Below are 16,896 nucleotides of genomic sequence, written 5' to 3' on the forward strand. Positions count from 1 at the left end.
GCGTAACGGCCGGGTGTGACAACCCGCCCCGGTGCGCGACACCCACTTCCCGCACCGGCCCACGCTCCCGTCGGCTGCCCGCTCCGGTCCGCCGCCGTTCACGCGGCTCCGGCTGCCGTTCAGGCGGCTCCCGCTTCCGTCGCTCTCCTTCCGCGTGCCTGCACCGCCAGTACCACCAGCCCCACCACCAGCCAGATCGCCCCGACGACCTGCGCGGCCCTCGACGCCTCCACGATCACCGCGACCGTGATCGCCGCACCGAGCACCGGGATCAGCACATGCCGCCACCAACTGACCGGTCCCGAGCCGCGCCGGACGGCGAACCAGCCCACCACGCTCGCGTGAAGCAGCGTGAACGCGGTCAGCGCGCCGACGTCGACCACCGAGACCAGATGGTCGAGACCGTCGTCCCGCCGCGCCGCCCACACCGCCGCCACCATCGTGATCACGGCCGCGACCAGCAGCGCCACACGCGGCACCCCGGAGTACGTCCGCGACAGCGCCTTCGGCAGCCGCCGGTCGCGGCCCATCGCGAACAGCAGCCGCCCGGCCGCCGCCTGCCCGGCCAGCGCCGCGAACGCCGCGCCGATCGCCTTGCTCACCGCCACCAGGTCGTGCAGCCACGTCCCCACGGACGCGTCCACCGCGTCGTAGAACGCCGACCCCTGCCGCTCCGGCTCCGCCGCCAGCCGCGCCGACGACACCGGCTCCAGCAGCGCCGCCAGATACGTCTGCGCGATGAACAGCACGCCCGCCAGCGCCAGACAGAACAGCAGCGCCCGCGCGACCTTCGCCGAACCGCCGGTGACCTCCTCCGCGAAACTCGCGATCGCGTCGAAGCCCAGGTACGACAGCACCGCCACCGACACCGCTCCCACCACCGCCGACAGCGCGAACGCCCCCTGCGTGCCGTCCCCGGTCAGCGGCGACAGCCAGCCGCGCTCGGCCCCGTCGCGCGCGAGGACCACGATCGCCGCCACCACGAAGACCAGCAGGACCACGATCTCCATGGCGAGCACCAGGAAGCCCACCCGGGCCGCCGCACGCACCCCCCACAGGTTCAGCAGGGTCGTGACGACCACCGCGATCGCCGTCCACACCCATCGGGACACCTCCGGAACCAGCGCCTCCATCGCGATGCCGGAGAAGAGATACGCCACCGCCGGGATGAGGACGTAGTCCAGCATCGCCATCCAGCCGGCGATGAAACCGGCCCCGTTGCCGAGCCCCGCGCGCGCGTACGCGAAGACCGACCCCGCCTGGGGGACCACCCGCACCATCTGCGCGTAGCTGAAAGCGGTGAACGCCATCGCGACGGTGGCGAGGACGTACACCAGCGCCACCGCGCCGTGCGACTTGGCGTCCAGCGTGCCGAACACGCCGACCGGCGCCATCGGCGCGATGAACAGCAGCCCGTAGACGACGAGGTCCCTGAAGCCCAGGCTGCGCTTCAGCCGGTGCTCCTGGCTCTCCTGGTCTCCCCGCTGTTCACCACCGGCCCCCTGGGCCGCCGTACCGGTCTCGGACATCGTGCCTCCGCCAGCGCATCGGACTGTGCCTCGGAACGTCCCCGTCAACGTCCTGGCCAGTCTCCCCGGCAACGCCACCCCCACGCGATCCCTGACCCGCCGAACGCACCCTTACGATGGGTGGCATGACTGCTTCGCCTGGCCGCCGTGTCCTGCTCGCCGCCCCCCGTGGCTACTGCGCGGGTGTGGACCGCGCCGTGATCGCCGTCGAGAAAGCCCTGGAGCAGTACGGGGCTCCGGTCTACGTCCGGCATGAGATCGTCCACAACAAGTACGTCGTCCAGACCCTGGAGAAGAAGGGCGCCATCTTCGTCGAGCAGACGGAGGAGGTCCCCCCGGGGAACATCGTGATGTTCTCCGCGCACGGCGTGGCCCCCGTCGTCCACGAGGAGGCCGAGCGCGGCAAGCTCGCCACCATCGACGCCACCTGCCCGCTCGTCACCAAGGTGCACAAGGAAGCCGTCCGTTTCGCCGACGACGACTACGACATCCTCCTGATCGGCCACGAGGGCCACGAGGAGGTCATCGGCACCTCCGGCGAGGCGCCCGACCACATCCAGCTCGTCGACGGACCCGAGGACGTCGCCAAGGTCGAGGTCCGCGACCCGTCGAAGGTCGTCTGGCTCTCCCAGACCACCCTCTCCGTCGACGAGACCATGGAGACCGTCGACGCGCTGAAGGACAAGTTCCCGCAGCTCATCTCCCCGCCGAGCGACGACATCTGCTACGCCACGCAGAACCGCCAGCTCGCCGTGAAGCAGATGGGCGCCGAGGCCGACCTGGTGATCGTCGTCGGCTCCCGCAACTCCTCCAACTCCAAGCGCCTCGTCGAGGTCGCCAAGCAGGCCGGCTCCCGCGACGCGTACCTCGTGGACTTCGCCGACGAGATCGACGAGGCCTGGCTGGAGGGCGTCACCACGGTCGGTGTCACCTCCGGCGCCTCCGTCCCGGACATCCTGGTCGAGCAGGTCCTGGAGTGGCTGTCGCAGCGTGGCTTCGAGGACGTGGAGATCGTCAAGGCCGCCGAGGAGTCGATCATCTTCTCGCTGCCCAAGGAGCTCCGCCGCGACCTGCGCGACGAGGCGGCGTCCCTGGTGGCGGAGCGGGGCGGCTCGGGTACGCCCGGGGCGTGACCGTCAGTCGCAGGCCGTAACGTGGTCCCATGCAGATCTTCGGCGTGGACATCGGCGGATCCGGGATCAAGGGCGCCCCTGTGGACCTCGACAGGGGCGACCTGGTCCAGGAGCGCTGCAAGGTACTGACCCCGCACCCGGCGACCCCCGACGGCGTGGCCGACGGTGTGAAGCAGGTCGTCGAGCACTTCGGCTGGACCGGGCCGGTCGGGCTCACCTTCCCCGGCGTGGTCACGGGCGGCGCCACGGTCCGCACCGCGGCCAACGTCGACAAGAGCTGGATCGACACGGACGCGCGCGCCCTGTTCAGCGAGCGGCTGGGCGGGCTCGACGTGACGGTCGTCAACGACGCGGACGCGGCGGGCGTCGCCGAGATGCGCTTCGGCGCCGGCCGCGACCGCGAGGGCACGGTCGTCCTGCTCACCTTCGGCACCGGCATCGGCAGCGCCGTCTTCACCGACGGCGTCCTCGTCCCCAACAGCGAGCTGGGCCACCTGGAGCTGGACGGCCACGACGCCGAGAAGCGCGCCTCCAGCAAGGCCAAGGACGACCACGACCTGTCCTGGGAGCAGTGGGCCCACCGCGTGCAGCGCTACCTGGCCCACGTCGAGATGCTGTTCTCACCCGACCTGTTCGTCATCGGCGGCGGAGTCAGCCGCAAGGCGCACAAGTTCCTGCACCACATCGAGGGCGTCCAGGCCGAGATCGTCCCCGCCCAGCTCCAGAACAACGCGGGGATCGTGGGCGCGGCGATGCGAGCGTCCCAGGCGGCCGGCCCGCCCGCCGGGGGCTGAAGCGGGCTGTCACCACGGCGGGGGCTCCGCGCCGTCACACCGGCGGACGGTTTCGGGCGGCGACGGCGACGGCGTCGGCCCGGCGGCGCAGGAGCCGGATCCTCCGGACGATCACGGTCGATCCCGCGACCAGGGTCCCGCCGTACAGCCAGCCCGCCTCGGTGGCGAGGGCGGTCACCAGCCCCATCAGCCGCCCTCCCAGCCCCTCGCCGCCCTCGGCGACGGTCACCAGGCCCACGGCGAAGGCGATCGGCACGACGACGGGGGCGGTCAGCAGGTCGCCCCCGCGCACCCAGAGCGCGGTGAGCAGGCACACCGGCAGGAACAGCACGCCGTACACCGCCAGGGACGCGCCGAACAGCAACTGGTCGATCAAGCCGAGCACCAGCATCACGGCCGCGCAGAACAGGCCACTGCCCAGCCCGGTCAGCCGCAGACCGGTCATCCTCCGCAGGACGCGCACGGCCCCCACCACCAAAGGCCCGGCCCGCACCGCCGGCGGCCCGGACCGGGGAGTCGGCGGCACCGCGACCGGCCGGTGCGGCCGGCCCGCTCCGCCCGCTCCACCCGCTCCGTCGGGCGGCCCGGCCGGTCGCCCGGCGGGCCGCTTCACCGGTTGCGCGACGGGCTGCCCGAGCACGGCGGCGGCGCCACCGTCCGCTCCCCGCCCCTGTGGGGGCAGCGGCGTCCGGCCCCGTCGCGGTCCGTACTGCGCAGGTCGCGTCCTGTGTTGCTCCACTGGACCAACTTAGGTCGGTTTATGTGCCGAATAGCCCGACAGACACGCCGTCGGTGCGAGCTTGGCCAAGCGTTCGACACCGCGCGGGTCCGGTACCGGCCACCCCGTAGACTGGTGGATCGGCCCTGCCTGGCCCGCCCCACCCCCTGAACCCCTCCGCATCCTCACGTACGGGAAGTCGCAACGTGTCGCTCACGATCGGAATCGTCGGTCTGCCCAATGTCGGCAAGTCGACCCTGTTCAACGCCCTGACCAAGAACGACGTGCTCGCGGCCAACTACCCGTTCGCCACGATCGAGCCCAACGTCGGCGTCGTGGGCGTCCCCGACCCCCGCCTGGGGAAGCTGGCCGAGATCTTCTCCTCGGAGAAGGTCCTCCCGGCGACGGTCGACTTCGTCGACATCGCGGGCATCGTGCGCGGCGCGAGCGAGGGCGAGGGCCTGGGCAACAAGTTCCTCGCCAACATCCGCGAGTCGGACGCGATCTGCCAGGTCATCCGCGCCTTCAAGGACGAGAACGTCGTCCATGTCGACGGCAAGGTCTCGCCCAAGGACGACATCGAGACGATCAACACCGAGCTGATCCTCGCCGACCTCCAGACCATCGAGAAGGTCCTGCCCCGCCTCCAGAAGGAGTCGCGGATCAAGAAGGACATCGCGCCCAAGGTCAAGGTGGTCGAGGAGGCCAAGGAGATCCTGGAGAAGGGCGACACGCTCTTCACACACGGCATCCTCCAGGGCAGCGAGCGCGCCGAGCTCCTCCACGACCTGCACCTCCTCACCACCAAGCCCTTCCTCTACGTCTTCAACGTCGACGAGGACGAGCTGACCGACGAGGACTTCAAGAACGAGCAGCGCGCCCTGGTCGCCCCCGCCGAGGCGATCTTCCTCAACGCCAAGCTGGAGGCGGACCTCGCCGAGCTGGAGGAGGACGAGGCGCTGGAACTCCTCCAGTCCGTCGGCCAGGAGGAGCCCGGCCTCGCCACCCTCGCCCACGTCGGCTTCCGCACCCTGGGCCTGCAGACCTACCTGACCGCCGGCCCCAAGGAATCCCGCGCCTGGACCATCAAGAAGGGCGCCACCGCCCCCGAGGCCGCCGGTGTCATCCACACCGACTTCCAGAAGGGCTTCATCAAGGCCGAGGTCATCTCCTTCGACGACCTGATCGCCACCGGCTCGGTCGCCGAGGCCCGCGCCAAGGGCAAGGCGCGCATGGAGGGCAAGGACTACGTGATGCAGGACGGGGACGTGGTGGAGTTCCGCTTCAACGTCTGACGGACAAACAAGGAATGTGCCCGGCCCGCATGTCGATGGGCCGGGCGCAGTCGTACGTCCGCGTGGAGTCCTTGTGCCGCGAAGCGCTGAGGTCCTGGTGACGGGTCCGGCTGATGCGACTGCGGTCGGCGTTCAGACCTTGACGACCTCTACGGCCGGGCCGCACAGGAGCGTCAGGTCCTCGGGGTCGGCGGTCAGGACGGTGGCCGGCTGGGGTGCGGTGCGGGCGATGACGGCGAAGGCGGCATCGATCGCGTACTTGTGGCCGTGGAGGCGGTTGCCGCGCAGGAGGGCTGCGGCCTGATCGGTGCTCCCCTTGGTGACGTCGTGAACGTCGACGCGGGAGAGGACCCACTTGATACGGGCGGGGTGAATGCGCTCGTAGTCGGCCTCAAGGGTGGTCATGGCGCTCGTGACCACGCGGACGCCTTCCTCTGATGCCGCTTGGACCAGGGCCATGACGGCGCGGTCCTTGCGGTAGAGCTTCGAGAGGCCTTCGCTGTCGAGCAGCAGGGTGCCGGGCATCAGGCGGCGGCTCCGCCGGCCTGTCGGTGGTCATGGCGCAGCAGCGAGCGGGCGGCCTCGACCTCCTCGCGGGTGAGCTCGTCATGGTCGGTCTCGAAGTCGGCGACGATCTCCCGGAGCTTGTCCATGGCGACCCGCTGTTCGAGGGCTTCGGCAACGTAGGCGGAGAAACCGCCGGGTCCGACGTGGGCGCGCGCGGCTTCGGCGAGATCCTCGGGCAGGCTGATCGAGTACTTCTTGCTACTGCTCATGGTGCCGATGCTACCGGTGGTCGTAAGCTTTTGGGCGTACATGGTCGCGTGGCCGTGCAGGCTGTGCAGACGGACATCCGTCCGGTCCGCAGAGAGTCCGCAGGACACCCGTAAGTACTCGTCGAAGGCCGACGCGAGCCAACGGGAAAATGGGTAAATGCCCAGGTCATAGGGGGCCCGGCTCTTCGGAGTCGGGCCCTTTGCTTTTCCCGGGTTGGGATGGTGCTGGGATGACTGACCCTCGGCCCATCTGGCTGGTGATCGATTCCCGCAGTTTGTGCCCCCGACGCCGATCGAGACACCCACGACACCCTCCAGCGTTTAGATGTCATTTCTGACTCCTGATTGATATCGTTGTTGGGGTGTCGAGCCGTGAAGGAGTAACTGGTGGCCAGGACTGTGATCGATCTGGACGAGGAGATCGTCGAGCAGGCGATGCGGGTGTACGGGGCGAGGACGAAGGCCGCCGCAGTGCGGGCAGCCATGGAGGAGGGGGTGAGGCTGCGGCTGCGCCGGGAGCTTTTTGACGCCATTGACGAGGGTGAGTTCGAGGACGCGTTCGCGGAAATCCGGGCGAAGACGGGGCCGCGGAATCCTGACGGCTCGCTGAAGCGCGAAGGCGGGGATTCGGCGGCGTGAAGGAGCGCTACCTCATCGACAAGTCGGCGCTGGCTCGCCGAGGCAAACCGGCAGTGCGGGCGCGGCTGGATGTGCTGGACAGGGACGGGCTCCTAGCGGTGTGCGCCCCGACCGAGTACGAGGTTCTGTACTCGGCGCGCGGAAAGCCTGAGGCGCTGCGCCTGCGTACTCTGCTCCGTGGTTTCGACTACTTGCCTTGCAACGATGAGGAGTTCGAGCGAGCGCTCGCGATTCAGTCGCTGGCGCTAAACGCTGGTTTTCACCGGGCGCTGTCGCTGGCCGACGTCCTCATCGCGGCAACCGCCGAACGGCACGGGGTCACGGTCCTGCACTACGACGGCGACTTCGACATGATCGCCTCGGTTAGCGGGCTGCAAGCCGAGTGGGTCGTGAAGCCCGGCACCGCCGACTGAACCGGGAACGCCGCAAGATGGGTAGGAAGGTGAGTCCTAGGTCATTCACCGACTTGGACACGCCGACGTCCCTAATGTTCGGGGGACAAGCGTGCACGCCATCTCGGGTTCACCGGTCGACCGCCTACTGGGTCAGTCTCCGTCCTCACCCGTCTCCCAATGGTCTCTGTTCCTTTCGTGCGCGCTGCTCTTTGCCGCCCAAGGTGTGAACGTTTCCGTGTCGGTATCCGGGTCCGCGGCCGTATCGGTGAACGGCGGGCCCTCTGGCTCCGTTGCTCTCCGTCCGTTCCTGGAGGTGACCGGGGTTCATCACGATCGGGACAAAGCGAGCGAGAATTGCAGGATCACGGGAAGGGTCCAGTCGCTCACGAAGTCGCAGCGCTCGTCGATCTGGTGGCCGAGGAGACGGTGGGTGCGCAGGAGGGCGGCGGCCTGGTCGGTGATCTCCTTGGTGGCGTCGTGAACGTCGACGCGGGAAAGAACCCACCTGATGCGGCCGGGGCAGATGCGGTCATAGTCGGCCTCAAGGGTGGTCATGGCGCTGATGGCTACGCGGATGCCCTCCTCCCGATGCCGCTTGGGCCAGAGCTACGACGGTGCGGTCCTTGTGGTAGAGCTTGGAGAGTCCTTCGCTGTCGAGCAGCAGGGTGCCGGACATCAGGCGGCGACCCCGCCGGCCTGTCGGTGGGCGAGGGCATGGCGCAACAGAGCGCGGGCGGCTTCGACCTCCTCGCGGGTGAGTTGGTCGTTGTCGGTCTGGAAGTCGGCGACAATCTCCCGAAGCTTGTCCATGGCGACCCGTTGTTCGAGGGCTTCGGCGATGTACGTGGAGAAACCGCCGGGGCCGACGTAGGCGCGTACAGCCTCGGCGAGGTCCTCGGGCAAGCTGATCGAAGACGTCTTGCTACCGCTCATAGTCCCGGTCCTACCCGCGGCAGTAAGACTTCGGGTGTGAATGGAGTGTCGGCGCAGCGAGGGGAAACCCGCGCTCCCCCTCCGCCTTGCGGGAGGAGGGCAGCGCCTCGCCGGGTGTCACCAGTCTCTGCCGATCGACGAGACCCTGATCTTCCGCAGCTCCTCGACCGCGTGGTCCGGCGAGAAGGCGTGCTGGAGATCCTGTACGAGGTGTGCCAGTGTCTGGAGCAGGTACTCCATGGTCACGAACCGGGCCTGGGTGCCCTGCTCCTCCAGTACCCTTCGCGCGCCGGTGTCCGCGCCCCGGACGATGACCCGGGCGGGCCGCCCGGCGACGGCTTTCGCTCCTTCGGCCGTGAGTACGAACTGCTTGGGCACCATGATCTCGACGGTGTCCCCGGTGCCGGGGGCGGTCCAGACGGACACGGCGAACGCGCCCTCCGTCGCCGTCTCCGTGGCGTGGAGGCCCATGTCCCGTACGGTCTCGCAGAGCCGGTCCAGGTACTCCTTGGCCGTCTCGGCGTTGTCGAGGTCGCCCGAGAGTTCCGCGAACGTCTCGCCCTCGGTGCCCGGGATGGTCTCTCCGGCCACCTCACCGCCGACCCGTTCGAGCTGTTTGCGCTCGTCCTCCATCCGGCTCTCGATGGTCTTCCGGACGACCTCGCGCTCCTCCTCGTCGAGCACCGCCTTGATGACGTCGGCGTTCACGAGGTCGGACAGGTGACTCAGCTCCTGTCCGCCGGCCAGCTTGGCGAGGCGTTCGCGGTGCAGCGAGGGGATCCGCATCTTCGAGACGCGCGCGAGCCAGGTCGGCAGCCCCGACTCGACGCGCTGCGCCAGCGCGTGCATGCGGAAGGAATGGTCGGAACCGTCCTCGCCCACACAGAGTTCGGCCGCTGCGCGCAGGTACCCCGCGACCTGTTCGCAGAGCTGCTCGACGTCCGCGTAGTACAGCTTGACCGACGGCGCCCGCCGTTTGCCGCGGTCGGGCTGTTCGGCCGACTGGACCACGCCGCCGATCCGCTTGGCCATCTCGTCGTAGGGGGTCCCGTTCAGCCACTCCCACGCGACGACGGCCCGCAGGAGCGCGTTGGCGTCCTCCATCGTCAGCGCCTCCTCGTCGATGGTCAGGAGCTCGCGCAGGTCGTCGGAGATCTGCTGGTTGCTCTCACTGAGCAGCCGGTCCGGTACGGCCGGCCCCTTGGCGGCGATGTAGCGGAGGGAGAAGTGGCGCTTCGTCGGCGCCTCGGCGGAGTCGTCCGGCAAGCAGTGCGCGCACAGGAGAGTGAGCACGGCGCCCTTGAGCGAGGGCATGTGGTTGCTCGCGGGCTGTCCCGGCAACGCGACCCAGGCGGTGACCCGCTGCACGGACCGGGCCTTGAACGCGTGCCACAACAGGTCGAGGTGGCCCTTGTTCTCGATCGCGAGGTGCGCGAGGTGCTGGAGTTCCGCCGCGTCGTCCAGTTCCAGACCCGACTGGCCGAGTGCCTGCCCGAGCGGTGACAGGGACAGCACCTCCTCACCGCCCCGGTATCCCTCGCCCTCGCTGAACTCGATCAGGTTCCGCGCCTCCAGTTCCCTCAGCACGTCCTCGGCGTCGGGGATCTCCGGGGAGTCGGGTTCGTAGGAGATGAGGAGTCCGCCGAGGATCTCCGAGACCCGCTGGAGCCACTGCCGCCGGGTGAGTCCGCTGCGGCCCAGGCAGAGACCCTGGAGGACCAGACCGCTGATCTGGAGAGTGTCGCGGAACTGTGAACGGACCCTGAGCGAGCGTTCGGTGCTGTTGACGAAGGTCCGGTACACGCCCTCCTCGGTCGAGAGCATCTTGACCTGCTCCGGGGTCAGGCCGTCGGTCTCCTGGAGGTCCTTCGGGGACGGGACGAGGATGTAGAACTTCCCGAGCTGGTCGGTCACCGTCCTCTCGAGCCGCCGGCCCGCCCGCCCGCCCTTGTTGTCCAGATCGGCCGCCGGCAGGAGGCGCCGCCGGTTGGGTCCCTCACCGCCCCAGCCGGACACGCTCGTCGCGATGACGACATCGGCGGGCAGGTTGAGCCCCACGGCCAGGGTGTCTGTCGCGACGATCACCCGCAGCAGACCGCCCGGGTCCCTGAACTCGTCCTCGACCTGGCGCCGCAGGGTGGGCGCCAGGGCCGCCGTGTGGAAGGCGACGCCGTGTCGCAGACCTCGCATGACCAGGTCGTGCAGGGGAAGATCCGAGTTCTTGAGCCTCTCGTACAGACGGCCCGTGGTGTCCCTGGCCCGCGACGCGGGACCGTGATACCGGCCGACTTGCCAGGGAGAACCGCGTCGGCCGGCGGGCTTCTGTCCGCTGGTGGCCTGAAGCAGGTCCTGAATGGCCAGCGCGAGGTTCTGCGCGATGGTGCGGCCGGGGACGAACACGATGATCCGCTTGTCCGGGTCCTTGATCAGGGTCTGGACGACCAGGGCGGCCGCGAGCGGCGCGGTGGAGAGCCTGCTTCCGGGAAGTCCCTCGAAACGCAGGGACAGGGCCTTGGCGTGTTTGTCGCGGATGTCGCCCAGCTCGTGCTCCTGCTCGTAGGCGGGCGGGGGTGTCCGGTGGTCGCCGGGCATGCTCAGCAGGTGGGCCTTCTCCTGCACCAGCCAGCGTCGCGGACCCACCACATAGGTGTCGAGCGGCACCGGTCGTACGTTGGTGAAGTGCTTCCGGAGCAGGCGGTCGTGCCCGAGCCAGCGTTCCAGCGTCTCTCCGGCCGCCGGCGACAGCGCGGCCGACAGGCCAAGGAGAGCGGGCTGCTGGTCGCGGGGGAGCAGCTTCACCAGCGTGAGCAGGGCCTCCAGCTTGGCGGCCCGCTCGCTGCGCTCCGCCAGCATCTGGAGTTCGTCCACGACGAGGAGGGCGCTGCGGCGCAGCGGCGACAGCCGGTGTACGAGGTACACCCCGAGCTTCTCGTAGATGGCCAGCGCGACGTCGTACGAGCCCGCGCCGACCGGCCGGTCGTTCTCCGGGTAGTCCCGCGAGGCCGGATAGACGCGCAGGCCCCTTATGTCCGGGCCACTGCCCTGGAGGATCTGCCACTCGGAGTGCTCCTGGGTGACCAGGGCCTTGATCGGCAGCAGCATCATCGATGTCTTCCCCGAACTCACCGCCATGGTCATGCCGAACCGGGCAAGGGTGGTCTTGCCGCTGTTGGTGACGGCGTAGATGAGACCCACACCCCGCTGGTCGATGATCTCCCGGCACAGGACGAGCAACCGCTGCTGGAAGTCGGACAGCTCCGCCCAGGAGCCGAGCCGTTCCTCCCAGCTCTCCAGGAGCGCGTTCCGCAGGTCCGGGCGGTCTCCGGCCGGGAGCAGTTCGCCGTAGCCGCGGATGGTGGGCGCCATGGAGCCGATCACCGGTCCGGCGGCCTCGCGAGGGGGCGCGGCGAGCGGCGTCTCCTCGGTGCCGGGTTCCTCGGGGCTGCCCAGCTTGGCGAAGATCGCCTGGTGGTTGGCAGTCTGGTCCTGGTTCGCCAGCCGGGCGAGATCCTGCCAGCGCAGGGACACGGCTCCCGACTCGGCCCGTTCCCGGACGTGTTCCCAGAAGTCGGCCTGGCTGGCCGCGGACGGCGGGAGCTCCTTGGCCGGGAAGTTCAGGTCGCGCAGGAATCTCTGCCGCGCACCGGCGTCCAGATAGGCGGCACTCAGACCTGACCGAAGGTCGTCCCAGTCGCGCTGAGAGATGTCCCAGGTGGCCGGGCCCGTCACCACCTCGTCGGATATGTTCCCGGACGTCGGCGGCTCGGACGACACGTTGAGTGGCATGGCGACTCCTGTGCGAGACGTGGAACAGTGGTGCGGGCGGTTCAGTCCAGGCCGGGCAGGACGATGAGCCGCGTCTGGACACCGCGGCACATGGCGGCCTGGTTGACGGTGTCCTGGGCCGCGAAGCGGGCGGCGGCCCCGATGGCCCGCGCGTCCGGCGAGTGGGGAGAGGCCGCGAGTTCGCGGTAGAAGACGGTGGCGAAGAGGACGGAGCACTCGGCGTCCAGCCTGCCGCGGTGGGCGATGACGACGTCCGCGTACGGCGAGAAGCGCTCCGCCACCTCCTGGCCCTCGCAGGACCGCAGGACCAGTGCCCGCAGTCGGTGACCGCGGTGCTCGGCGACGAGCTTCAGGGTGCTGACGAGATCGTCCGCCGCCAGGTGGTGTGCCTCGCCGGCGGAGTCCTCGAGGATCAACTCGTCGCGCACACCGTGGCAGGCGAGGTGCAGGACGTGGGGCAGGACCGAGCGGATCTCCCCCAGGTCGGCGCCGCCGGCGGCCGGGAAGAGCCGCATGTCGAGGCGCCCGCGGTCCGCTTTGCCGGCCGCCCCCAGTTCGGCGCTCGCCCTGGTGACGCCGTAGCGGGCGGGCTCGGCGCCCAGCAGCATCACGCGCAGGCGCTCGTCCGTCGCCCTCCCCGGCACCGTGGGGGCTCCCCCCGGTTCCGGCCGGCTCTGCTCCGCCGAGGCGAACACCGGATGGAAGGGATGCTCGTCGTGCGCCTTGGCCAGGATGCGTGACCGTCCCGCTGCCATCACCCCGTTCTCCAGCTCCGAGGAGACCTGGCCCCAGAACTCGCCCATGGTGTTCGCTCCGGCCGGGATCGCCCAGGCCGGGAATCCGGCGGAGCGCAGCATCAGCCGGGCCCGCCCCGCCGAGTGGTAGACCTCCGCCAGTGCCCGCACCTCCTGCCGGAGCAGGGGGGTGCTGTCGGTGTCCGCGGGCGTCACAGGAACGCCTTCAGTCGCAGCGGGTCGGGCAGTTCCCGGCTGAACCGGCGCAGCAGCGGTGCCTCGACCCCGGCCGTCACCGTGCACCTCAGCTCCGTGTCGGTGCCCGCTCCGCAGCGCACGACGAGGCTGAGCGGAAAGGTGCCGGTCAGTTCGGTGGCGACGGTCGGCCTGAAGTCCCAGGCCGGGGCCGAGCCGCCCAGGTCGAGCGCCTGGACGAGGGGCTGGTTGGCCGTGTAGCCGACGGTCCGCGTCATCTCGCCGAGGGACGCGTCCGCGCCGAGCAGGGAGAGCTGCGGGCCGAGGCGGCGAACGCGTTCGGTCTGCACGGGGTCCGTCAACCGGATGGGCTCCATGGAGTGGGCGACGGGCTTCGGCCCCCAGTCGGAGGTGAGGTGGAGGGCCACGTTGGCGAACTTCAGCCGGGGGCCGCGCGTCTGGGGGACGAAGGTGAGGGACAGCCGTACCAGGTGATGCTCGTAGAGGGCGGCCTGTTCCTCGGCGTACCGGGCGAGTTGGGGGTCCGCGGCGAGTTCCTCGGGGGTCAGCCGGACGGAGTGCGGTCCGCCGAGCCGGAGGCGCCCGGCGAGGGCCTCGGGCTCGTCCGCGGGTTCCCGTCCGGGTCCTCGCGACGGGTCGTCGGCGTCCAGGACTATGTCGTACGTCGTCAACCGAGGATCAGTGAGCTCGATCACCAGCCACCCTTTCAGGGACGGAGGAAGGCCGGGACGGACCGCGGAGCCGTGGCTCCGGCCGGTGTGCCGGCGTTGAGGTTCCTTCCGAGTTGTCCCCGCGTGTCCCCCTGGTACGCAAAAGGTTACCCATAGTGGGTCGTTGGGGGGTAGCACTTCGCCACACACAGATCTCCGGCCGACCGGCCGGGGCCCCGGGGTCTCGCGTCGCGGGCCGGGTCAGCCCGTCGGTGCCACGACCGCCTGGGGGTCGGAGAAGGTGTCGCGGGGGGTGCGCGGGACGGTGGACCTGGCCAGGGCGGTGAGGGTCTTGCCGGGGCCGATCTCCATCAGGCGGTCGCAGGCCAGCTCCGAGGTGAGCGTGTGGAGCGTGTCCGACCAGCGGACCGGTGCCGCGAGCTGGCGGCGCAGCAGTTCCGCCCAGTGGGGGCCGCCGCGGTAGGCGCGGGCGTCCACGTTGGCGACGACCGCGGTGTGGCCCGGCATGAAGCGGGCCGTGGACAGCGCGGCGGCGAACGGTTCGACCGCCTCGGCCATCAGCGGTGTGTGGAAGGCGCCGTCGACCGAGAGCCGGACCACCTTCGCCGCCCCGGCCGACTTCAGTTCCTGGGCGCAGCGCTCCAGGTCCGCCGTACGGCCGGCGACCACGGTCTGCCGCGGTGAGTTGTGGTTGGCCACCCACACCTGTCCGCCGGCCGCGTGGCCGGCGTCCACCACCTGCTGCACCCGCGCCGCGTCCAGGCCGAGTACCGCGGCCATCGTGCCCTCGGCCCGTTCGCAGGCCGCCCGCATCGCGGACCCGCGCACCATGATGAGGCGCACCGCGTCCTGCGGGTCCAGGATGCCGGCGGCGACCAGCGCGGAGTACTCGCCCAGGCTGTGTCCGGCGCAGGCGCCGGGGAACGTCGCCAGCGGGTGCTGGTGGCGCAGTTCCGTCAGCGCCACCACGGCCAGGGTGAAGGTGGTCAGCTGCGCGTTGTCGGTACGCCGCAGCGTCGCCGTGTCCGCGTCCAGGAGGAGGGCCTCGACATCCCGGCCCGCGGCCTCGGAGACCTCCGCCACCACGGACCAGCCGGGGCAGCGGGTCCAGGGCAGGCCCATGCCCGGCCACTGGGAGCCCTGGCCGGGAAACATCAGCGCCAGTCGGGGGGTTGTCATCGTCGTTCCGTCTCCTCCCTGCGGCGGACCGCGAGGCGCTGCCCCAGGGGGGAACCGCGTCCGTATCCGCGCCGTACGGGTGGTCGTCCCCCTGTCGGGTTCCGCCGCCCGGCCCGCTTGTCTGCGATTCGTTCGTTTCTCTGGGAATGAAAGCACTTCGGCGGCGGTGGGCGGCACAGGAGTTGCACTTGAGTGGTGCGTGAATGCGTCTTTGGAAAGGGGATGTGTTTCTTCGGTGTGTTCCCTTGGATGATTCCCCCTTGTCGCGCGCTTTGCGTGGGATTAGTTTCCGGGGTGACGCAGGCGGACCGAGCGAAGGGTTGTCACCCATGACTCAGCAGCAGGACGACCGCACCTGCTCCGCGGATCTTGAGGGTGCCGGGGACGTCATTCCCGAAGAAGGGGAAGGCGGACTCGGCGAGTTTCCGTCACTCGGTCATATTCTGACCGCGGTCTGCGAGCAGCTGACAGGGGCGCTGCGGCAGATCTGAGCTCGGCCTCCGCCCCGCCCGGACCGCCGCCGCACGACATCCCCCGCGTGCGGCGGCACCAACTTCCGGCCGGCCGGGTCGGGTCGTACCTCGCCGGGCGGCCTCACCGGCCGACCCGGCAGGACCGACCACGGTGGCGCCCCCGGCCGGACCGACCACGGTGACAACCCCGGCCGGACCAGCCACGGCGGCGACCCGGCCGGACCACGGCGGCCGGTAGCGTCGAGTGCGGCCGGTCAGATCACGGCCTGTCCGAGCAGGGCCAGATGCGCGCAGTGCTGCGTGCTCATGTAGCAGCGGTACGGCATCCGGCGGCGGCTGCGCAGGGTGGCGCCCTGACCGGTCAGGGTGACGGTGGCCAGTACCAACGCCCCCGCCAGGACCACGGACGCGACCGGCAGCAGCCCCGGCGCCCAGGCCGCCGTCCCGGCGGTGTATCCGCCGCCGACCGCGCAGGCGCCCACCGCGACCAGCACGCGGGCGCGCCGTTCTCCCAGCGTGATGGCCCAGGTGCGGCGGCCGGAGGCGGTGTCGCCCTCGATGTCGGAGAAGTCCTTCGCGACCGCTCCGACCAGCGCCATCCACAGCGACATGGCGAAGGCGGTCAGCAGCAGCGCGGGAGACGCCGGTGAGGAGCCGAGGGCGACGGGGCCGGCGCTGTAGGTGAGCAGCCCGGACACGAACACCACGCCCATGACGGCGGGCGTCCGGTTCTTCCAGGCGGTACGCGGCGAGGAGTAGCCGTACCCGAGGAGCAGCAGCGCCGTGCAGAGCAGCAGCGCTCCGAGTCCGGCGCCGGCGGCGCAGACCAGCGCGGCGAGGGCGGCGCAGCGGGCGACAGTCAGCGCGGTGCTCCGGGGGAGCTTGAGACTCGCTATAGGACGGGTCGATTCGTTGACCCGGTCCTCGCGGTAGTCCATGTATCCGTTGTAGAGATAGGTGTAGAAGACGGCACAGAGCCAGGCGACGAAACAGAGTGCCGCCTGGAGCGCCGGTCTTACCCCGAGGACGGTTGTGGATGCCGGGACCAGTGCGACTCCGGCGAGATAGCGGAGTTGGAATGCCGCCAATACGGCGGGGCGGGATTCCTGAAGGCACAGGAGGAGCGTTCGCGGAACCCCGGATACCGGAGTGGACGGTGCACTCGCGGGCAGTGTCTGCGCGGTCACGAAAGGCATGGCGAGGAGCCTAGGGAGCCGGGACCGGCCTGACTGCTCCGCAATGGGGCCACTCGTACCTCTAAAGTGAAATACCCTACTGGCCGGTTTGGTGCATGGGGATCATCACCGTCGTCCCCCTCGATTACGTCCGGCCCGCCGGGTCACGGTGAACACCGTACTCCGGATATCGCGAATCGGACGCTCCGGGTCCGCTCGCATTCACCGCGGGAACCGGGCCGGACCACTCCGGTCCGGCGCACCGGGCCACTCCCGCCCGGGTTCACGAGACCACCTTCCACCTGGTACGTCCCCTCGTCGCCGAAGTGGACCGCGTCCCCCTGCCCCGCCCGCGCTTTGCTGGTGAGCCAGGCGGGCGCCGTCCTTTCCGGCACTCCGCTTCCCGACAAGGGCCGTTGGCAGCCCTGGTCCGTTCCGACCCCGGGAAGC

At 70.1% G+C, this 16,896-nt stretch carries 16 protein-coding genes and 1 pseudogene; 6 read left to right on the forward strand and 11 right to left on the reverse strand.

The features are described 5' to 3' along the window. Window positions 1-119: 119 nt before the first annotated feature. Entirely contained in the window at window positions 120-1,529 is a 1,410-nt protein-coding gene (locus ACH4NX_RS11520) for an APC family permease (protein ID WP_351396201.1), read from the reverse strand. A 116-nt stretch (window positions 1,530-1,645) separates the two neighbouring features. On the opposite strand from ACH4NX_RS11520, the gene ACH4NX_RS11525 reads away from it, so the two are divergent. Together ACH4NX_RS11525 and ppgK are read left to right on the forward strand one after the other, a co-directional pair. Continuing rightward, on the forward strand, window positions 1,646-2,662 hold the full coding sequence (locus ACH4NX_RS11525) for a 4-hydroxy-3-methylbut-2-enyl diphosphate reductase (RefSeq protein WP_351396204.1): 1,017 nt from the start codon (window positions 1,646-1,648) through the stop codon (window positions 2,660-2,662). A 29-nt stretch (window positions 2,663-2,691) separates the two neighbouring features. Then, window positions 2,692-3,456 (forward strand): polyphosphate--glucose phosphotransferase, encoded by a 765-nt coding sequence (gene ppgK / locus ACH4NX_RS11530; protein WP_351396207.1) that lies wholly within the window; start codon window positions 2,692-2,694, stop codon window positions 3,454-3,456. A 34-nt stretch (window positions 3,457-3,490) separates the two neighbouring features. On the opposite strand, the gene ACH4NX_RS11535 is transcribed toward ppgK, so the two are convergent. Continuing rightward, window positions 3,491-4,195, reverse strand: a complete 705-nt coding sequence (locus tag ACH4NX_RS11535) for a DUF6542 domain-containing protein (RefSeq protein WP_398127875.1) — start codon at window positions 4,193-4,195, stop codon at window positions 3,491-3,493. Window positions 4,196-4,380: 185 nt separating this feature from the next. Here ACH4NX_RS11535 and ychF point away from each other — a divergent pair, with 185 nt between their 5' ends. Continuing rightward, window positions 4,381-5,469 carry a redox-regulated ATPase YchF gene (ychF, locus tag ACH4NX_RS11540; protein ID WP_398127874.1) on the forward strand — a complete coding sequence of 363 codons (1,089 nt, stop codon included), beginning with the start codon at window positions 4,381-4,383 and terminating at the stop codon, window positions 5,467-5,469. A gap of 132 nt (window positions 5,470-5,601) precedes the next feature. Here the strand turns inward: ychF and ACH4NX_RS11545 are convergent, their stop codons facing one another. Together ACH4NX_RS11545 and ACH4NX_RS11550 are read right to left on the reverse strand one after the other, a co-directional pair. After that, a complete protein-coding gene (locus tag ACH4NX_RS11545) occupies window positions 5,602-5,994 on the reverse strand; it encodes a DNA-binding protein (RefSeq protein ID WP_398127873.1) in 393 nt (130 codons plus the stop codon). Beyond that, on the reverse strand, window positions 5,994-6,245 hold the full coding sequence (locus tag ACH4NX_RS11550) for a hypothetical protein (RefSeq protein WP_351396266.1): 252 nt from the start codon (window positions 6,243-6,245) through the stop codon (window positions 5,994-5,996). The genes ACH4NX_RS11545 and ACH4NX_RS11550 overlap by 1 nt, the downstream gene beginning before the upstream one ends. A 387-nt stretch (window positions 6,246-6,632) precedes the next feature. On the opposite strand from ACH4NX_RS11550, the gene ACH4NX_RS11555 reads away from it, so the two are divergent. Together ACH4NX_RS11555 and ACH4NX_RS11560 are read left to right on the forward strand one after the other, a co-directional pair. Further along, on the forward strand, window positions 6,633-6,884 hold the full coding sequence (locus ACH4NX_RS11555) for a type II toxin-antitoxin system VapB family antitoxin (protein WP_351396269.1): 252 nt from the start codon (window positions 6,633-6,635) through the stop codon (window positions 6,882-6,884). Next, entirely contained in the window at window positions 6,881-7,297 is a 417-nt protein-coding gene (locus tag ACH4NX_RS11560) for a PIN domain nuclease (protein ID WP_351396271.1), read from the forward strand. The genes ACH4NX_RS11555 and ACH4NX_RS11560 overlap by 4 nt, the downstream gene beginning before the upstream one ends. A 390-nt stretch (window positions 7,298-7,687) precedes the next feature. On the opposite strand, the pseudogene ACH4NX_RS11565 reads toward ACH4NX_RS11560, so the two are convergent. The 6 genes and pseudogenes from ACH4NX_RS11565 to ACH4NX_RS11590 all read right to left on the reverse strand — a co-directional run. Further along, window positions 7,688-7,955: pseudogene (locus ACH4NX_RS11565) on the reverse strand (DNA-binding protein); the annotation flags it as partial. Further along, a complete protein-coding gene (locus ACH4NX_RS11570) occupies window positions 7,955-8,212 on the reverse strand; it encodes a hypothetical protein (protein ID WP_351396274.1) in 258 nt (85 codons plus the stop codon). The gene ACH4NX_RS11570 and the pseudogene ACH4NX_RS11565, both read right to left, overlap by 1 nt. 117 nt (window positions 8,213-8,329) lie before the next feature. Then, complete coding sequence (locus tag ACH4NX_RS11575) at window positions 8,330-11,998, reverse strand: DEAD/DEAH box helicase (RefSeq protein WP_398127872.1); 3,669 nt, start codon at window positions 11,996-11,998, stop codon at window positions 8,330-8,332. A gap of 41 nt (window positions 11,999-12,039) precedes the next feature. Then, entirely contained in the window at window positions 12,040-12,948 is a 909-nt protein-coding gene (locus tag ACH4NX_RS11580; RefSeq protein WP_398127871.1) for an effector-associated domain EAD1-containing protein, read from the reverse strand. Next, entirely contained in the window at window positions 12,945-13,643 is a 699-nt protein-coding gene (locus tag ACH4NX_RS11585; protein WP_351396280.1) for a hypothetical protein, read from the reverse strand. The genes ACH4NX_RS11580 and ACH4NX_RS11585 overlap by 4 nt, the downstream gene beginning before the upstream one ends. Window positions 13,644-13,859: 216 nt before the next feature. Next, entirely contained in the window at window positions 13,860-14,798 is a 939-nt protein-coding gene (locus ACH4NX_RS11590; protein WP_351396283.1) for an ACP S-malonyltransferase, read from the reverse strand. 329 nt (window positions 14,799-15,127) lie between these two features. Between ACH4NX_RS11590 and ACH4NX_RS11595 the strand changes: the two genes are divergently transcribed. Beyond that, window positions 15,128-15,289 carry a hypothetical protein gene (locus tag ACH4NX_RS11595; RefSeq protein ID WP_351396286.1) on the forward strand — a complete coding sequence of 54 codons (162 nt, stop codon included), beginning with the start codon at window positions 15,128-15,130 and terminating at the stop codon, window positions 15,287-15,289. 236 nt (window positions 15,290-15,525) lie between these two features. Here ACH4NX_RS11595 and ACH4NX_RS11600 read toward each other — a convergent pair whose 3' ends face one another. Then, window positions 15,526-16,359 (reverse strand): UbiA family prenyltransferase, encoded by an 834-nt coding sequence (locus tag ACH4NX_RS11600; RefSeq protein WP_351396289.1) that lies wholly within the window; start codon window positions 16,357-16,359, stop codon window positions 15,526-15,528. Window positions 16,360-16,896: the final 537 nt, after the last annotated feature.

It is taken from the genome of Streptomyces sp. NPDC017225 (genome assembly GCF_044331465.1).
Taxonomy (GTDB): domain Bacteria; phylum Actinomycetota; class Actinomycetes; order Streptomycetales; family Streptomycetaceae; genus Streptomyces.